Genomic DNA, 16930 nt, shown 5'->3' with positions numbered 1-16930 from the left:
GTGCGATCAGTCCTGTGAGCTGGTGAGCTCTTGCGACCGGCAAGTCCTCAGGCCGTTCGCCGTCTCATCGCCGGGGGCGGCCCGTTCGCGGGAGAAGGAACCCGCCACGAACGGGCCGCCGGTGAAGGTGAACCCGTGCACGAGCGCGCACGGGCTGTCGAAACGTACGGCGCTCAAGCCGTCGAACCGCGCTCCTTGAGCATGTCCGCCATGAGTGCGATCTCCGACTGCTGGCCCCGGACCATGCCCGCCGCCAGATTCCTGATCTCATCGGTTCCGGCCGCGGCGGCCGCCGCCTGCGCCATCTCCGCACCGGCACGGTGGTGCGCGGTCATCAACTTCAGGAACAGCACCTCGGCATCCTTGCCCTTCGCCGCCCGCAGCGCGTCGAGTTCGGTGTCGGTCGCCATGCCCGGCATCAGGGAACCGTCGCCCCTGGGCGTGACAGTGTGCCCCATCCACTTCATGGGAGGTGCGCCGGACGACTTCGCCCTGCCCCACATCTCCAGCCAGCCGAGCATCATGCCGCGCTGGTTGGCCTGGGTGTTGATGATGTCGTACGCGAGCCGGCGTACCGCCACGTCGGACGTACGGTCGCGCACGATGAACGACATCTCGACCGCCTGCTGATGGTGGATCGACATGTCGCGCGCGAACCCGACATCGGCGGATGCGTCCGAGGGCGCGGCCGCCGGTGCGGCGGAGCCCGCGGAGGGCGACGGCCGTACGAGCATCAGCGCGACCAGGCCCAGCGCAAGCAGCAGCATCACAACGCCCGCCGTCATCATCGGGCGCGAGGAGCGGACCGCGGACGTCACTGGCCGACCCCGCCGGTGCAGGCTGCGCCCGGCTCCGGGGTCTGCGGACCCTGCACGTACTTGGTGAAGAACTGCGCCACGCGTGCGTCGGTGGCACTCGTCACCGTCACCTGCTTGCCCCAGGCGCTGAGCATGAGCGGGGCGGTCTGGTCCTCGACCGGGCTCATCAGGGAGTAGGGCGTCGCCTCGACCCGCTCGCCCAGTTTCTTGATGTCGGCCGGCTTCGCCTTGCTCGTGTACGTGACCCAGACCGCGCCGTGCTCGATGGAGTGGACGGCGTTCTCCTCCGGTATCGCCTTGGCGTAGACATCGGCGTCGCAGTTCATCCACACCGGGTTGTGATCACCGCCGACCGGCGGGTTCATCGGGTAGTCGACCTTCTTCTCGACGTGGTTCTGGGAGAGCTTGTCCCAGGTCCGCTCGCCCTGCACGGGCGAGGACTTGGCCTCGACCTCGGCCTCTTCCTTGTCATTCGCGGCGGACATCAGGTAGCCGCCGCCCGCGACGAGTGCGGCGATCGCGGCGACGGAGGCGGTGAGGGTGATGATGCGGTTGCGCCGCTCGCGGGCCCGCTCCTTGCGGCGGGCCTCCTCCAGCTTGGCGCGGCGTGCGGCGGTAGGGGTGTTCTGCCTATCGGCGGAAGCCATGGAGTGTCGTCCTTCGGTTCAACAAGACTGATGGAGCTCAGGGCATGCGGGAGAACGTCCTCGGTGTCCCGAGGAACGGGCCCTGCCTCTAGATCCGTTGAACCTGCAGACGCAGATGGTCGACTTCCCGCACGGCGTCGTTGGACGGGCCCCGGATCGCGGCGGCGCCGGTGAGCGGGGCGACGGGGGCTGTGGCGGTCACGCCGGGAAGAGCCACGGGTGTGCTCTGGCCGGGCAGTATGACGGGTTTCGCATGCTCGGAGGTTCCGTGGCAGGCACTGCCCATGCCCCGGTTCTCAGAGGCATCGGCCACTACGGTCCGTACGACCACGGGATGCGCGAGCGTGGCCCGGGCGGCGGCTGCGGTGGGGGAACCGGAGTGGTGCGAGGCCCAGCCCGGGGTTGCCATCCGGTGCGCGGACGAGTCCGCGGCCGCGACCGAACAGCACGAGACCATGGCGAGCAGTACGAACAGCCAGCCGAGAACGGCCGACACGTGGGCGCTCTGCCGCCGTCGGTGCGTCCGCTCGCTCAGCCTGTTCATCCCCGCCATCGTACGTGGTGTGTGAAGTTTCAACGAGGGGTCGCAGGCTGTGGATGTACGGGACGCGGCCTCCGTTGTCGGAGGGGCGGGATAGTGTGCCCCGGTGACAACGCACTCGAACGTATCTGCGGGCTGGTATCCGGATCCGCACGGCGCGCCCCAGCTGCTGCGCTATTGGGACGGTTCCCAGTGGACCGAGCACACCACCCCGGCCGGTGGGCAGCAGCCCCAGGCCGCGGCCCAGGCGCAGGTGCCCGCTCAGCCGCAGGCTCAGGTGCCGCAGCAGCAGGCCGCCCCGCAGCATCAGCAGGTCGCTTCTGCGCAGCAGGCCGCGTACCAGCAGCCCGGGGTGCCGCCGCAGCAGGCGGTCCAGCCCCAGCAGGGGGGCGTTCCCGGCGCCGGCTCGCTCTTCAATCAGCAGGTCCTGGTCGTGAACCAGAAGGCCAAGCTGATCGAGGTGACGAACGAGTACAGCGTCTTCGACCAACACGGCAACACCGTCGGCTCGGTCGTCCAGGTCGGCCAGAGCGCCCTGCGCAAGGTGCTGCGCTTCCTGACCAGCATCGACCAGTACCTGACCCACCGCCTCGAGATCCGTGACGCGTACGGTCAGCCGCAGCTCCTGCTGACCCGCCCGGCGAAGTTCATCAAGTCCAAGGTCATCGTGCAGCGCCCCGACGGGCAGCCGGTCGGCGAGATCGTCCAGCAGAATGCCATCGGCAAGATCAACTTCGCGATCATGGCGGAGGGCCGGCAGATCGGCGCGATCAAGGCGGAGAACTGGCGCGCCTGGAACTTCGCGATCGTCGACCACAACGACGCGGAGATAGCCCGGATCACCAAGACCTGGGAAGGCCTCGCGAAGACGCTGTTCACCACGTCGGACAACTATGTGCTGCAGATCCACTACCAGCTGCCCGAGCCGCTGCTGAGCCTCGTCGTCGCAACGGCGCTGACCGTGGACACCGCCCTCAAGCAGGACGCCCGCGGCTTCGGCTGACGCGGGTACGCGGGAGCCCCCTTGCGCGATCTTCCGCGCAAGGGGGCTCCCGCGTACCACCGGAACCGGTTCCGCCCCGTGCGATGATGCGCCCATGCCGTACTTGGTGCCGCCCCATATCCCTCCGGGGCGCCTCGCGGACTCCGTGCAACCCGCTCTGCCCGTCGCCGACGACCTGCTCCTGCGGCCGTGGCGGTACGCGGACGCACCGGCCGTCCTCGCCGCCTTCGCCGACCCGGTCATCCAGCGCTGGCATCTGCGCCGGGCCGACTCCGAGGACGAGGCGCGCGACTGGATCGACCAGTGGCAGAGCGCCTGGCACTGCGAGACCGGAGCCCACTGGGCCGTCGTCCGCCCCGCAAGCGCGGCTGACGGAGCCGAGGAAGTGCTCGGCCGGGTCGCGCTCCGCTCCCTGACGCCGGCCATCGGTCATGCCGAATGCGCCTACTGGATGCTGCCGGCCGCCCGCGGACGCGGCGTCGCGCCCCGAGCCGTCTCGGTGCTGGCGCGCTGGGCCTTCGACGAGATCGGGTTCGAGCGCCTCGAACTCGCCCACTCCGTGCTGAACGAGGCGTCCTGCCGAGTGGCGGCCAAAGCGGGCTTCGCCCTGGAGGGCACCAGGCGCCGGGGCATTCTGCATGCCGACGGCTGGCACGACATGCACGTCCATGCCCGGATCCGCGGGGACGACGTCCCTCGTTGACCGGTGTGGCGAATGAGCGGCGCCACCGGGCAGCCGACGGCGAGTGCGGTCATCCGCGGTCCAGCGCACGGTCCGTGAGGGCGCCTGCGCAGCCGGTGTACCGGGCGGGTTCGGTCAGGTCGGAAAGATCGAGACCGGCAAGTTCGGGCTCCTCGTCCAGCACATCGCCGAGGACATCGGCCAGATCCGTGGTCTCCGCACGGGCCCGGGCGGCGGCGCTCGCCAGAACCTCCTTGGCGCGCTTGCGGCCGATGCGCTCGGCGAACACGGCGGCCAGTCGCTCCGAGACGATCAGCCCGTCGGTGAGCTGGAGATTCTCCCGCATGGCGTATGGGACTACGCGCAGTTGGTCGGTGAGTTCGGCGGCGTCGTACGCGGCCCCGCCGACGAGCCGCAGCAGTTCGCGCAGCGGCTCCCACTCGGCGTGCCACGACCCGGCCGGCCGCTCGTCCTCGGCTGCGAGCGAGCCGTACAGCGTCGCCGCCAGGCCGGGGGCGCGACGGGCGGCCGCGGCGATCAGCGTGGCGCGCACCGGGTTGGCCTTGTGCGGCATGGTGGACGAACCGCCGCCCTTCCCCTCGGTGACCTCGCCGATCTCGGTACGGGACAGAGTGAGCACATCGGCCGCCAACTTGCCGAGCGCACCTGCCGTGAAGGCGAGCGCGCCCGCCAGATCGGCGATCGGGGTACGCAGACTGAGCCACGGCAGGAGCGGTTCGGCCAGACCGAGTTCGTTCGCGAATGCCTGGAGCACGGTCAGCCCCCGGCCGTCGTCGTCGGCGACTTCGACTTCGGCGATGGGCGCGAAGGTATTGAAGGCGGCCAACGTTCCTGCCGCGCCACCGAGTTGCGCGGGAAGCGATTCCCGTACGGCCGAGAGCCGGTCCCGTGCGTCGAGGATCAGTGCACGCCACCCGGCTGCCTTCAGCCCGAAGGTGGTCGGCACGGCGTGCTGGGTGAGCGTACGGCCGGCCATCGGGGTGTTGCGATGTGCGAGTGCGAGCCGTGCCACCGCCTCCGCGGACCGCGCCAGATCGTCGAGCACCGGTGCCAGGGCCCGGGCGGCGACCAGCATGGCGGCCGTGTCGAGGATGTCCTGGCTGGAGGCGCCCCGATGCACGTACGGCCGGACGTCCTGCTCGACGGCGGCGACCAGGTCGAAGACCAGCGGGGTGACCGGATTGCCGCTCGCACGTGCGCGCAGCGCCACATCCCGCACATCGAATCGGCTCGCGTCGGCCGTCGCCGCGGTCACCGCCCGCCCGGCCTCGGCGGGGGCGAGCCCGCAGAGGGAATGGGCGCGGGTGAGCGCGGCCTCGGCGTCGAGCATCGCCTGCAGAAAGGCGCTGTCGCCGGTGGCCGTCTCGGCGGGTGAGCCGGCCCGCCCGGGGGCGAGCAGTCCGACATCGCTCTCGTACCATCTGCTGAACTCCAGGAAGACCGTTCGCCGTCCCCCTGCAGGCGGATGTCGAACCGGTGGGTACGCGGGTCCGTGGGTGTCGCGATCAGTGTGACCCGGTGCTCGGCGTCCAGCGACTCCAAAAGCGTGTCACCTGCCGGAACGGCGACGCAGAGGTACGGGACACCGCCCTGCGGCAGGGCCCGTACCACCCGATTGCCCGTCGGCGTCCGGCTCCGCCGGATCGGCCCTAGCTCTCGTCGCCCGCCCGGTGGATACCGAACACCGCTCCCTGCGGATCCCGGACCACAGCGATCCGAGGTCCGTCCGGAACGCTCGTCGGGGGCATCAGCAGTTCGCCGCCCGCCCCCTGCGCGGTGGCTGCCGCCGCATCGACGTCCGTCACGGCGAAGTACGGCAGCCAGTTGGGTGGCGCCTCCGGCGGGAACCTGTCGTCCATGACCAGCATGCCGCCGAAGTCCTCGCCGGCCACGCCCCACTGCGTGTAGCTCTCCGAAGCGGTGTTCACCGTCCATCCGAAGACCGCGGGATAGAAAGCGAGCGACTGGTCGGCCTCCCGGGTGACGAGTTCGACCCAGCCGAGTGCGCCCGGGTCGTTCAGCCGCTCGGCGCCGGTGAAGGCGCGGCCCTGCCACAGCGAGAACACCGCACCGGAGGGATCCGCGACCACCGCGAACCTGCCCTGGTCGAACACGTCCATCGGGCCGACCAGGAGCGAGCCGCCCGCCGACTTCACCTTCTCGACCGTGGCGTCCGTGTCCTCGCTGGCGAACGAGACCGTCCAGGCGGGTGGCTGTCCCGGCTGGTAGACCGGACTCAGTGCGGCCACTCGCGCATCTCCGAGGCGCGCCATGGTGTAGCCGCCCGCCTCCTCACGTGGATCGGTCTCGGAGCGCCAGCCGAAGAGCGCCGCGTAGAACGACTTGGCAGCCGGGATGTCGGGGGTACTCAGCTCGATCCAGCAGGGACCGCTGGGCACCGGTTTGGTGAGCTTCATCCGGATTCCTTAGTAGATACATAGACACGTGCCTGTCTGTCCTCGTGCGGTTGAACGCTATGGGTTCGCGGAGGGGGCGGCCATCGGCGCCGCGGTATCGTCATGGAAGAAAGTGTTTTACTGGTGTAATACCTGTTAAAGTGTTTGGGTGAGCGATACAACCACCCGATCCCGGCAGCCTTTGGTCCACAGACTCCCGCTGGTCGCCCCCCTGCGCCTCGCCCGACCCTCGGACATGTGGTTCAAGCCGGCGCTGAGCGTGGTCGTCGCCACCGCCGTACCGGATCTGCTGCTGTTCGCCATCGACCGGCTCGACCTCGTGATGTACACGATGGCCGGCTCGCTCTGCGCGCTGTACGGCCACAACCTGCCGTACGTCCGCCGCGCCCGAGCCGTCGCCGGAGTCGTGGTCTCCATGGTCATCGGCATGGCGATATCCCTCGTCGCGGCCTCGCTCACCGGATCGACCGCCGTGCTGATCGCGGTGGGCGCACTGCTCGCCGCCGGACAGAAGATGCTCTGCGACGCCACTCGCATCGGCCCGCCCGGGCCGGTGATCTTCACGTTCGTCACCTCGGCCGCGCTCTTCGCCCCGCAGCACCTCGGCCAGGTGCCCGGCCACCTCGCGCTGACCCTGGCCGCGGGCGTGTTCTCCTGGCTGGTCACGGTCGGCCCCGCGATGATCCGCAGGGAGGGCCCGGAGCGCCGGGCGACCGCCCGTGCACTCGACGCGGCCGCGGCATACGTCACCGCCCCCGGCCACCGCACCCGGCGCGCAGCGGTCGCGGCCGTGCACGCCGCCTGGCAGGCGCTGCTCGCCGCCGGACGCCCCACGCCCGTACGCCGGGCTCTCGAACGTCTCGTCGTCCACGCCGAGGCCGCCCTTGCCGGGGGTGACCACGGCGCTTCCCCGATTGCTCCCGCCGCTGCCCCCGCTCCCGCCTTTGACCCCGAACGGCTCCGTGCCTGGGCCCGCCGGACCCGTGCCCGCGGACCCGTCCCCACTCCGCCGCCCGCCCCCGGCACGTCCGATGAGTTGTTCGGCATCGACGCCGAACGGGCCGCCCGGCGCACACGAAGCCGCCGCGACGCCCGCCGCGCACTGCTGCGCAGCCTCGCCCCGGGCTCCCCGCTGCTCCCCATCGGCGCCCGTGCGCTCATCGGCTGCGCCCTGGCCGGATATGTCTCCCAGGCGGCCGGTGTCGGCCGGCCCTACTGGGCGATCGTCACGGCCGCCTCCCTGTACCAGGCCAATGTGACATTGTCCTGGAACCGGGCCCTTCAGCGGACCCTCGGCAATCTGCTCGGCGTCCTCGTCTTCGCCGCCGTCCTCCCGGTCAGCCGCACCGGACCGCTGGCCCTCATCGGCTTCTGCCTGTTCTTCGGCTTCGCGGCGGAGGCCCTGATCACCCGCAACTACTGGCTCGGCTCCATCGCCGTCACGCCGATGGCCCTGCTGGTCCTGGAGTTCGGCGGCACCTACCCGGCCGGTGAGCTCATCGGCGACCGGGTCCTGGACACTGTGATCGGCGCCGGGGTGGGCATTCTCGCCGCCATGCTGGTGACCAACCGCCGGGCCGCCGGACGCCTCGAAAAGGCCCTGGCCGCCACCGACCGGGCCCGCGCCCACGCCGTACACGCGCTCGCCGCCCCGCAGCCCACGCCCGCCGCCCTCGACGCCGCGCGCCGCAGGCTGACCGGATCGCTCGTCGAGCTGCGCGAGGCCGAGGACACCGCAGCGGGCGAATGGTGGCAGCGCGCCCTGCCCCAGGAGCAGGTCCTCGCGGCCGAGCAGGCCGGACACCGTACGCTCGCGGCGACAGCAACACGGCAGGGGCTGCTCGCCCCCGCCCAGGAGAACGGAGCGGTGTGACCGACGACATCGTCGCCTCGGTGGTGCGGCAGTGGCAGGCCGTCAACCCGGAGCTGGACACCGGACCGATGGAACTCATCGGCCGTATCAACCGCTGCGCGGCCCTGCTCCAGCAGGCGGAGGACGCCCCGCTGCGCGCCGCCGGCCTGACCCGCGCCGAGTTCGACCTGCTCGGTGCCGTACGCCGTACCGACCGCGAACTCACCCCGGGCGAGCTGGCCAGGGAGACGTTCTCCTCCGGCGCCGCCGTCACAAAGCGTCTGCGGGTGCTCCAGGAGCGTGGGCTTGTCGACCGCCGCAGCGACGCCCGCGACCGCCGCGTCGCCCATGTCCGCCTCACCGAGGAGGGTCGCGACCTGGTCGACCGGCTGCTGCCCCGGCAGCTGGCGTACGAACGCATGGTGCTGTCCGGTCTCGACGAGCAGTCCCGTACCCGGCTCAGCACCCAGCTCAGCGAGTTGCTGGTGCAGCTGGAGGGACGCATCGGCGGCGCCCGGCGCTGAACCGGGGGCCGGGACTCCGCCGGGTCGGCCCGCGGTCGGGACCGGCAGCACCGCACTGCCAGGCACCACCGGAAACAAATCCCGCGCGGACATCGGTACGTCGCTGCTAACGTCCGCCGCATGAAGAAGCGCGCTGCCATGACGACGACGCCGGAGAGTGTCCCGGCGCGCTGACAGCTGTTCAGTCCGAAGCCCCGGGGCGAGTGCCCCGGGGCTTCGCGCTGCGGTCACTCGTCCGACGACCGCGAGGAGACCGTCATGAACGACCACCGCAAGCTCGGCCGTGAGCTGGACCTGTTCGACACCGACCCGCTGATCGGCGCGGGACTGCCGTACTGGCTGCCCGACGGCGCAGTCGTGCGTCACACCCTGGAGGAGTACATCCGCACCGCCGAACGGCGGGCGGGTTACCGGCACGTGTACTCGCCGGTGCTCGGCAAGCGGGAGCTGTACGAGATCTCCGGGCACTGGTCGCACTACAGCGACGACATGTTCCCGCCGATGGACCTGGGTGGGGAGCAGGTCGTGCTGCGGCCCAGCCTGTGTCCGCACCACGCGGTCATCTACCGCTCCCGCTCCCACAGCTACCGCGAACTGCCGCTGCGCATGGCCGAGCTGGGCGGCATGTACCGCTCAGAACTCTCCGGAGTGCTCGGCGGACTGACCCGTGTGAGGGCCATCCAGCTGAACGACGCGCACATCTTCTGCACCCTGGACCAGGTGGCCGAGGAAGCACAGGCCGCGCTGGAGCTGATCCGCCGGGCGTACCGGGCGCTGGGCGTCAGCCCGGCCCGCTACCGGCTCTCCCTTCCGGGACCCGGCGGGAAGTACGTCGCCGCCCCCGAATTGTGGCAGCGGTCCACCGCCCTGCTGACCGAGGTCCTCGACCGCTCCGGCCTGCCCTACGAGGCGGCCGAGGGAGAGGCCGCGTTCTACGGCCCGAAGATCGATGTCCAGGTCACCGACAGTGCGGGCAGGGAGTCCACCCTGTCCACCGTCCAGGTCGACTTCCACCAGCCGGCCCGGTTCGACCTGCATTACATCGGCCCGGACGGTGCGAAACACCGGCCTGTCATGATCCACCGCAGCATCATCGGCAGCGTGGAGCGAGCCGTCGCCCACCTCATCGAGGAACACGGCGGGGCCTTCCCCGCCTGGCTCGCCCCCACCCAGCTGGCGATCCTCCCGGTCTCCGAAGCCGAGCTGCCGAATGCCGAGGCGCTCGCCCGGCGGTGCACCGGTCTCGGGCTGCGGGCCGAGACCGCCGGACCGGAACGCGGCACCCTGGGTGCCCGCATCCGGGAAGCCCGCCTGGTGCCCTACCAAGCCGTCATCGGTGCCAGGGAAGCCGCCGACGACCATGTCGCCCTGCGCCTGCGCGACGGACGCCGGCACGATCCACAGTCCGCCGACGACGTCCTTGCCCGCATCGTCGCCCTGGTGGATGCCCACAGCACCGGCCTCTGGGACTGACGCCCACAGCACCGGACTGGGACCAAGGAGAGGTGCCGGGCCCCGGAGCAGGCCCTCAGGCGGCCTGCTCCGGGCGCCTGCTCACCCGTGACTGCAGGGCCAGGATCAGCACACACCACGGCAGCGGCCGGCACGGGCCGTCGGCCGATGGTGTCGGAGAGCGGCCCGAAAACCAGCAGAGCGGGGACGAGGGCTGCCGGGTACACGGCGTACACCAGGGTCTGCACGGTCGTTACTCCTTGTGCATGCGCGGAGGCGCTGCGTGCAAAAACTCGTGAGTGTATTACCGCGGGGGCGCTCGCGCAGGGGGTTGGGTGAATGTGCCGAAGCACTGTTTCGATCTGACTAAGCTCACGCGCAGCGAAGTCGAGTTGATATGAATTCGAGCGCTTGTTCCCAAGTGTCTTGCAAGCGCCTGTACCTCCCGAATCAACCGCCAGAGGTTTTAGATGGTTCGTGTTGAATCACCGCCGATCGAACGAAAAGCCCGCGTCGTTCGCGCCATGTTGCTGCCCGTGCTCCTGATGGGCGGCGCAACCGCCGCCGCGGTGGCACTGGTTGCCCCGGCCGCGCGGATACCACTCGTCTGGTGCGGCGCACTCGCCACCGTCGTGGTCGCCGCACTCACCGTTCGACTCGCCCGACGGGCACGCGATCTGCGCACCCAGCGTGCGCTGTACGAACGGCGTTTCGTCGACCTGGAGCGGCGCATCGCCACACACGACGACGAGACCGTGCGGATCAGCAAGGAGCTCCTGCCGGCCGCCATCCACCGGCTGCGCGTGGGCAATTCACCCGAAGAGGTGCTCCGGGACGTCGTCGACGCGGACGAGCTGTACCGCGACCTGCCCGGCGCCCAGCGCACCCTCGTCCACACGGTGCTGAACATCATCGACAACGAAGAGGCGATGCGTGACTCCGCGCAGCGCGCCTTCGTCAACGTCGCCCGGCGCGTCCAGGCGATCGTCCACCGCCAGGCGAGTGAACTGCGGGAGATGGAGGAGCACCACGGGCGCAACCCCGACGTCTTCGACGACCTGCTGCGCATCGACCACGGCACCGCGCTGATCGGCCGTCTCGCCGACTCCATCGCGGTACTCGGCGGCGCCCGCCCCAGTCGCCAATGGCCCAAGCCCGTACCGCTGTTCAGCGTGCTGCGCGGTGCCATGTCGCGGATTCTGGAGTACCCGCGCGTCGATCTGCACTCGATCGCCAAGGTCGCCATCATCGGCACGGCCGTCGAACCGCTCATCCATGCCTGCGCCGAACTCCTCGACAACGCCACCCGCTACTCGCCGCCGCAGACCCGGGTGCACGTCACCGCCGTCGAGGTGCAGACGGGCATCGCCATCGAGATCGAGGACGGCGGCGTCTCGCTCAGCGAGGAGGCCCGCGCGCGGGCCGAGAACATGCTCGCCAGGGCCCAGGCCGGCTCCAACATGAACGACCTCGGCGAGTCCCCGCGACTCGGCATGGCAGTCGTCGGACGGCTCTCGCGGATGTACGACCTCCAGGTCTCGCTGCGACAGTCCGCGTACGGCGGTGTCCGCGCCGTGCTCATCGTGCCCCGCGCCATGATCACCACCGGACCCGCTCCCGGCATCGCCCACGGCATCGGCGCCACATCGAGGCCCACCAGCGACATCGACCAGGAGGCCATGAAGCACGTCGTGCCGGCACGCCGCAAGCCCCGCCCCGTGGCCCAGCGCCCCGCCACCGGACCGGTCGCACCCGTCACCCGGCCGGCCCTCCCCGCGGCCGCCATGGAGGACGACGTCCCCGTGGTGACCGAGTGGACCGCGGGCGGTCTCCCGCAACGCCGCAGCCGCGGCCGCGCCCCCCTGGGCTCGCACAACCTCCCCGCACAGGCCGTCGCCCCCACCGCAGGACAGCGCAACGGCCACACCAACGGCCAGGGGAACGACAGCGGCAAGGCGCAGCCCCCCGGACTCTGGCTGGAGGCCTTCACCAACGCCGTCAACGGTGTGCCGCAGAAGCCGAAGACCGACGAAGACTCTGACGATGCCTGGGACAAGGGAGACCTGAAGTGATCCAGCAGCGGGGAAATATGGACTGGATGCTCAAGGAACTCGCAGACGACGTGCCGGACATCCACCAGATCGTGGTGCTCTCCGCCGACGGTCTGCGCATCGCCCGGCACGGCGGCGACCCCGATGTCGCCGACCGCCTCGCGGCGGCCTGCGCGGGGCTGCAGAGCCTGGCCGCCGCCGTCGCCTCCGAAATCCCGTACAGCGACGGCCTCATGCGCCTCGTCGTCATCGAAGTCACCGGCGGATTCTTCTACTTGATGGCCGCCGGAACCGGGGCGTACCTCGCGGTCCTTGCCGGTGAGACGGTCGACGCGGGGCTCGTCGGGTCGCGGATGCGCGACATGGTCGTCAGGATCGGCGCCCACCTGACGAGCCCGCCGCGCCATGACGGGCAGGCCGGATGAATTCTCCCCGACGAGAACGCCGAAAGGCTGATCCGGCACTGAGCGACCCGGAACGGCTGTACGTGATCACTGGCGATCCCGACGGCAGCGAGCGGGCGCCGCTCGACCTGGTCACGATGGTCGTCGCGAAGGCCCAGCCGACGCCGACGGTCCAGCCCGAGCAGGCCGTGATCCTGCGGCTCTGTCAAGCGCCGTTATCCGTCGCCGAGATCTCGGCGTACCTCGGTCTGCCCTTCAGCGTGGTGACATCGCTCCTCACGGAACTCCTCGTGACCGAACTCATCGAATCGCGCGCGCCCATCGTCCGCGCCACTCTCCCGGACAGGTCCCTTCTCGAAGCGGTGATGCATGGACTTCAGAAGCTCTGACACGATCACCGGCCCTCGGCGCGAGGACGTCCTTCCCACCACGGCGACAGCCGCGGTGAAGGTCGTGATCGTCGGGGGGTTCGGGGTCGGCAAGACGACCATGGTCGGATCCGTCAGCGAGATCCGGCCGCTGACCACCGAGGAGACCATGACCCAGGCCGGAGTGGGCGTGGACGACAACTCCGGGGTGGAGAGCAAGACCGCCACCACTGTCGCCATGGACTTCGGCCGGATCTCCATCAGTGAGGAACTGATCCTCTATCTGTTCGGCACCCCGGGCCAGGAACGGTTCTGGTTCCTGTGGAACGGCCTGTTCGAAGGCGCCCTCGGCGCGGTGGTCCTCATCGACACCCGCCGCCTCGAAGTCAGCTTCGACGTCATCGGGCGGCTGGAGGAGCGCGGCGTGCCGTTCGTCGTCGCCGTCAACACCTTCCCCGACGCCCCGAAACACCCCGTCGAGGCGTTGCGTGCCGCTCTGGACCTTTCCGAACAGGTCCCGGTGATCGACTGCGACGCCCGGCTGCGTGCCTCCAGCCGCGACGTACTGATGACGCTGATGCGCTATCTGCACAGTCTGGCCCTCCCGCTCGCCTGACAGCAGTACACACCCCCCGCGCGTCCCATCCGTCTGGTCCTTGGAATCCTGATCCCTGGAGCGATCGTGACAACCCCATTCCACTACGAGCCCGGAGCGGCCCAGGGGCCGGTTCCGCCCCCCGAGTGCCCGGCCCACGGCCTCGGTATCGGCCCCGGCGGACTGCGCCGGCTCTACGGCCCGGAGGCCGAACGGGACCCCCACGGGCTGTACGACAAGCTGCGCGCCGAACACGGCAGCGTGGCCCCCGTACTGCTGCACGGAGACGTACCCGCCTGGCTGGTCCTCGGGCACAGCGAGAACCTGTACATGACCCGTACCCCCTCGCAGTTCTCCCGCGACTCCCGGCGATGGCGGGCCCTTCAGGACGGCACCGTCGCCCCGGACCACCCACTGGCCCCGATCTTCACCTGGCAGCCGGTCTGCGTCTTCGCCGACGGCGCCACCCATGAACGCCAGCGCGGCGCGGTCACCGACAGCATGGGCCGCATCGACACCCGCGGGGTGCGCCGCCACGTCAACCGCTACAGCAACCGGCTCGTCAACGACTTCTGCCAGGAAGGCCGCGTCGACCTGGTCAGCCAGTTCGCCGAGCGACTGCCGATGATGGTGATGTGCGCGATCCTCGGCATGCCCGAGGAGTACAACGACCGGATGGTCCAGGCCGCCCGCGACATGACCCGCGGCACGGCGACCGCGATCGCGAGCAACGCCTACGTCCTCGAGGCGCTGACCCGGCTCGTCCGACGCCGCCGTCGCGAACCCGCGGACGACTTCGCCACCTGGCTCGTCGAGCATCCGGCAGGGATGAACGACCAGGAGGTCAGCGAGCATCTGCGGCTGATTTTCATCACCGCCTACGAGGCGACCGCCAACCTGATCGCCAACGTCCTGCGCATGGTGCTCACCGACCCCCGCTTCCGGGCCAGGCTCAGCGGCGGCCATATGACGGTGCCCGAAGCGGTCGAGCAGAGCCTGTGGGACGAACCGCCGTTCACCGCGGTCTTCGGCCGCTGGGCGGTCGGCGACACCGAACTGGGCGGTCAGCAGATCAGAGCGGGCGACGCCCTGATCGTCGGCATCGCACCGGCCAACACCGATCCGGTGGTGCGGCCCGACCTCAACGCCGACATGGAAGGCAACCGCGCCCACCTGGCATTCAGCGGCGGCCCCCATGAATGCCCGGGGCAGGACATCGGACGCGCCATCGCGGACGTCGGTGTCGACGCCCTGCTCATGCGGCTCCCCGACCTCGAACTCGCCGTCGACGAGAGCGAGCTGAGCTGGATCGGGAACATCCTGGGCCGGCACCTGGTGGAGCTTCCGGCGGACTTTGCCGCGCGTGAGCCGCAGGACGACAAGGAACCGCCGTCCATGGGGAGGCCGAACCTGCCGCGCCAGGACTGGGAGGCGCAGTCCACGGTCCGGCACACCGCCCCCACACCCGGACGCACTCCCGGTGCGGCACCGGGGCCTGCCTCGATGGGGGCGATGGGTGCGCCTGGTGTGACGTCCACCGTGACAGTGACCGACGAGTCCGGGGGCACGTCCGCCGCGGGTCGAATTCCGCAGCAGCGCAGGCAAGCCGCACCCGCCAGGCTGTGGCGGGCCGTTTCGCGCTGGTGGAGCGACAACTGAACCGGCAGGAGTCGAGACGAATCACCGGCCCGGTGGCCGCGGACCCGCAGGTCCGCGGCCACCGGGCCGGATGCTGTCGGCGCCGTTGGAGAGCTGCCGTCCGGAGTCGCCCGGGCCCCGTCCGGGCCCGCCCACGTACCATGCGGAAGCGTGAAGCTGACAATTCTGGGCGGCGGCGGATTCCGGGTTCCACTCGTGTACGGGGCGCTGCTCGCCGATCACGCCGAGGGCCGCGTGACCGCGGTCACCCTCTACGACACCGACGCCGACCGGCTCACCGCCATCGCCCGGGTGCTCGGCGAACAGGCCGCGAACGTCCCGGACGCGCCCGCCGTCACCGCCACCACCGAACTCGACGAGGCGCTGAGCGGCGCCGACTTCGTCTTCTCGGCGATCCGCGTCGGCGGCCTCGAAGGACGGGCCGCCGACGAACGGGTCGCCCTCGACGAAGGAGTACTCGGCCAGGAGACGGTCGGGGCGGGCGGCATCGCGTACGGGCTGCGCACCGTGCCCGTCGCCGTCGAGCTCGCGCAACGCATCGCGCGGCTCGCCCCGAACGCCTGGGTCATCAACTTCACCAACCCGGCCGGCCTGGTCACCGAGGCCATGTCCCGTCACCTGGGCGACCGGGTCATCGGCATCTGCGACTCCCCGGTCGGCCTCGGCCGCCGAATCGCCCGGGTGCTCGGCGCCGACCCCGACCGGGCCCGGATCGACTACGTCGGCCTCAACCACCTGGGCTGGGTCCGCGCACTGCATGTCGACGGCCGCGACGAACTCCCGCGGCTGCTGGCGGACCGGGAACTTCTCGGTTCCTTCGAGGAAGGCAGACTCTTCGGCGTCGACTGGCTGCAGTCGCTGGGCGCCATCCCCAACGAGTATCTGCACTACTACTACTACTACAACCGGGAAGCCGTACGCGCCTACCAGGACGCCGAGCAGACCCGGGGCGCCTTTCTCCGTGAGCAGCAGGAGGGCTTCTACGCCCGGGTGAAGGACCCGGCCGCCCCCGCACTGCCGGCCTGGGACCGCACCCGCGCCGAACGCGAAGCCACCTACATGTCGGAGAACCGGGAGGTCGCCGGGGTCGGCGAGCGGGACGTGAGCGATCTGGAGTCCGGCGGCTACGAGAAGGTGGCGCTCGCCCTCATGCGGGCCGTCGCCCGTAACGAACGGACCTCGCTCATCCTCAACGTCCGCAACCGTACGACGCTTTCCGTGCTCGACGCGGACGCCGTCATCGAGGTGCCGTGCATGGTCGACGCGAACGGCGCCCGTCCCGTCGCCGTCGACCCGCTTCCGTACCACGCCGTCGGACTGGTCACCGCGGTCAAGGCCGTCGAGCGCGCGGTACTGGACGCGGCGGAAAGCGGCTCACGCGCCACCGCCGTGAAGGCCTTCGCGCTGCACCCGCTGGTCGACTCGGTGACCGCGGCCGGACGACTCCTCGACGGATACACGAAGGCCCATCCCGGGCTCGCCTATCTGAACCGGCCCTAGGAGGGTGCCGAAGCGTCCACGAACTCCGGTCGGGAGGACCGGAGTTCGCTGCTGACCAGGAGATGGAGCTGGGCTTCCAACCATGCATCGGAGCGGGCGGCGAGGCCCTCCTCGTTCGGCCCGGCCCCGTTGTCCAGAGCGTCGAGGAAGGCGCGCAACAGGGTCGCGGCACGGGTCAGGCCGGTGCGTGACAGCGCAGTCGCCGCGTCGTCGATACGGGAACGGGCGGGGCTGCTCAGATGGCGCAGTCCGCTGTGCGGCACCGCCGACATGGCGGATATCGCCTCGTCCAGCACCGCCGTCAGCGGATCGGACGGATGGTGCACCGCCGCTGCGTACGCCGTGAACCGTCACCGGGTGCGAGATCGGGCCGTCCGACGACCCGCCCGACCGGTC

18 protein-coding genes are annotated in these 16930 nt (G+C 70.5%); 11 read left to right on the top strand and 7 right to left on the bottom strand.

Annotated features, from left to right (window positions below; all coding sequences use genetic code 11):
* Positions 1 to 6 precede the first annotated feature (6 nt).
* The 4 genes from OG953_RS07315 to OG953_RS07300 all read right to left on the bottom strand — a co-directional run bounded on the left by OG953_RS07315 (position 7) and on the right by OG953_RS07300 (position 2009).
* Entirely contained in the window at positions 7 to 177 is a 171-nt protein-coding gene (locus OG953_RS07315; protein ID WP_405683120.1) for a hypothetical protein, read from the bottom strand.
* Positions 174 to 818, bottom strand: a complete 645-nt coding sequence (locus OG953_RS07310) for a DUF305 domain-containing protein (protein WP_405683119.1) — start codon at positions 816 to 818, stop codon at positions 174 to 176. Before OG953_RS07310 ends, OG953_RS07315 begins: the two co-directional genes overlap by 4 nt.
* Positions 815 to 1465 carry a DUF3105 domain-containing protein gene (locus tag OG953_RS07305; RefSeq protein ID WP_405683118.1) on the bottom strand — a complete coding sequence of 217 codons (651 nt, stop codon included), beginning with the start codon at positions 1463 to 1465 and terminating at the stop codon, positions 815 to 817. Before OG953_RS07305 ends, OG953_RS07310 begins: the two co-directional genes overlap by 4 nt.
* Positions 1466 to 1553: 88 nt before the next feature.
* Positions 1554 to 2009, bottom strand: a complete 456-nt coding sequence (locus OG953_RS07300) for a hypothetical protein (RefSeq protein ID WP_405683117.1) — start codon at positions 2007 to 2009, stop codon at positions 1554 to 1556.
* A 103-nt stretch (positions 2010 to 2112) separates the two neighbouring features.
* On the opposite strand from OG953_RS07300, the gene OG953_RS07295 reads away from it, so the two are divergent.
* Complete coding sequence (locus tag OG953_RS07295; RefSeq protein WP_405683116.1) at positions 2113 to 3009, top strand: phospholipid scramblase-related protein; 897 nt, start codon at positions 2113 to 2115, stop codon at positions 3007 to 3009.
* Between the two features lie 94 nt (positions 3010 to 3103).
* A complete protein-coding gene (locus OG953_RS07290) occupies positions 3104 to 3712 on the top strand; it encodes a GNAT family N-acetyltransferase (protein WP_266355980.1) in 609 nt (202 codons plus the stop codon).
* Positions 3713 to 3761: 49 nt separating this feature from the next.
* Here the strand turns inward: OG953_RS07290 and pcaB are convergent, their stop codons facing one another.
* Together pcaB and OG953_RS07280 are read right to left on the bottom strand one after the other, a co-directional pair.
* A complete protein-coding gene (gene pcaB / locus OG953_RS07285; RefSeq protein WP_405683115.1) occupies positions 3762 to 5042 on the bottom strand; it encodes a 3-carboxy-cis,cis-muconate cycloisomerase in 1281 nt (426 codons plus the stop codon).
* Positions 5043 to 5361: 319 nt separating this feature from the next.
* Positions 5362 to 6129, bottom strand: a complete 768-nt coding sequence (locus tag OG953_RS07280) for a VOC family protein (protein WP_405683114.1) — start codon at positions 6127 to 6129, stop codon at positions 5362 to 5364.
* Positions 6130 to 6277: 148 nt separating this feature from the next.
* On the opposite strand from OG953_RS07280, the gene OG953_RS07275 reads away from it, so the two are divergent.
* The 9 genes from OG953_RS07275 to OG953_RS07235 all read left to right on the top strand — a co-directional run bounded on the left by OG953_RS07275 (position 6278) and on the right by OG953_RS07235 (position 16534).
* Complete coding sequence (locus OG953_RS07275) at positions 6278 to 8002, top strand: FUSC family protein (protein WP_405683113.1); 1725 nt, start codon at positions 6278 to 6280, stop codon at positions 8000 to 8002.
* Positions 7999 to 8505, top strand: a complete 507-nt coding sequence (locus OG953_RS07270) for a MarR family winged helix-turn-helix transcriptional regulator (protein WP_383053569.1) — start codon at positions 7999 to 8001, stop codon at positions 8503 to 8505. The genes OG953_RS07275 and OG953_RS07270 overlap by 4 nt, the downstream gene beginning before the upstream one ends.
* 258 nt (positions 8506 to 8763) lie before the next feature.
* Complete coding sequence (thrS, locus tag OG953_RS07265; protein ID WP_405683112.1) at positions 8764 to 9978, top strand: threonine--tRNA ligase; 1215 nt, start codon at positions 8764 to 8766, stop codon at positions 9976 to 9978.
* Positions 9979 to 10427: 449 nt separating this feature from the next.
* Entirely contained in the window at positions 10428 to 12029 is a 1602-nt protein-coding gene (locus tag OG953_RS07260; protein WP_405683111.1) for a sensor histidine kinase, read from the top strand.
* A complete protein-coding gene (locus OG953_RS07255) occupies positions 12026 to 12433 on the top strand; it encodes a roadblock/LC7 domain-containing protein (RefSeq protein ID WP_093896207.1) in 408 nt (135 codons plus the stop codon). Before OG953_RS07260 ends, OG953_RS07255 begins: the two co-directional genes overlap by 4 nt.
* Positions 12430 to 12801, top strand: a complete 372-nt coding sequence (locus tag OG953_RS07250) for a DUF742 domain-containing protein (RefSeq protein WP_405683110.1) — start codon at positions 12430 to 12432, stop codon at positions 12799 to 12801. The genes OG953_RS07255 and OG953_RS07250 overlap by 4 nt, the downstream gene beginning before the upstream one ends.
* A complete protein-coding gene (locus OG953_RS07245) occupies positions 12782 to 13396 on the top strand; it encodes a GTP-binding protein (RefSeq protein WP_405683109.1) in 615 nt (204 codons plus the stop codon). Before OG953_RS07250 ends, OG953_RS07245 begins: the two co-directional genes overlap by 20 nt.
* 66 nt (positions 13397 to 13462) lie before the next feature.
* On the top strand, positions 13463 to 15034 hold the full coding sequence (locus OG953_RS07240) for a cytochrome P450 (RefSeq protein WP_405683108.1): 1572 nt from the start codon (positions 13463 to 13465) through the stop codon (positions 15032 to 15034).
* A 150-nt stretch (positions 15035 to 15184) separates the two neighbouring features.
* Positions 15185 to 16534 carry a 6-phospho-beta-glucosidase gene (locus OG953_RS07235; RefSeq protein WP_405683107.1) on the top strand — a complete coding sequence of 450 codons (1350 nt, stop codon included), beginning with the start codon at positions 15185 to 15187 and terminating at the stop codon, positions 16532 to 16534.
* On the opposite strand, the gene OG953_RS07230 is transcribed toward OG953_RS07235, so the two are convergent.
* Entirely contained in the window at positions 16531 to 16860 is a 330-nt protein-coding gene (locus OG953_RS07230) for a hypothetical protein (protein ID WP_405683106.1), read from the bottom strand. The two genes, OG953_RS07235 and OG953_RS07230, sit on opposite strands and share 4 nt — an antisense overlap.
* Positions 16861 to 16930 lie beyond the last annotated feature (70 nt).

This window comes from Streptomyces sp. NBC_00057 (assembly GCF_045041165.1).
Taxonomy (GTDB): domain Bacteria; phylum Actinomycetota; class Actinomycetes; order Streptomycetales; family Streptomycetaceae; genus Streptomyces.
Note: the sequence above shows the minus strand (reverse complement) of the source record. Positions and strands in the feature narration are given on the sequence as shown.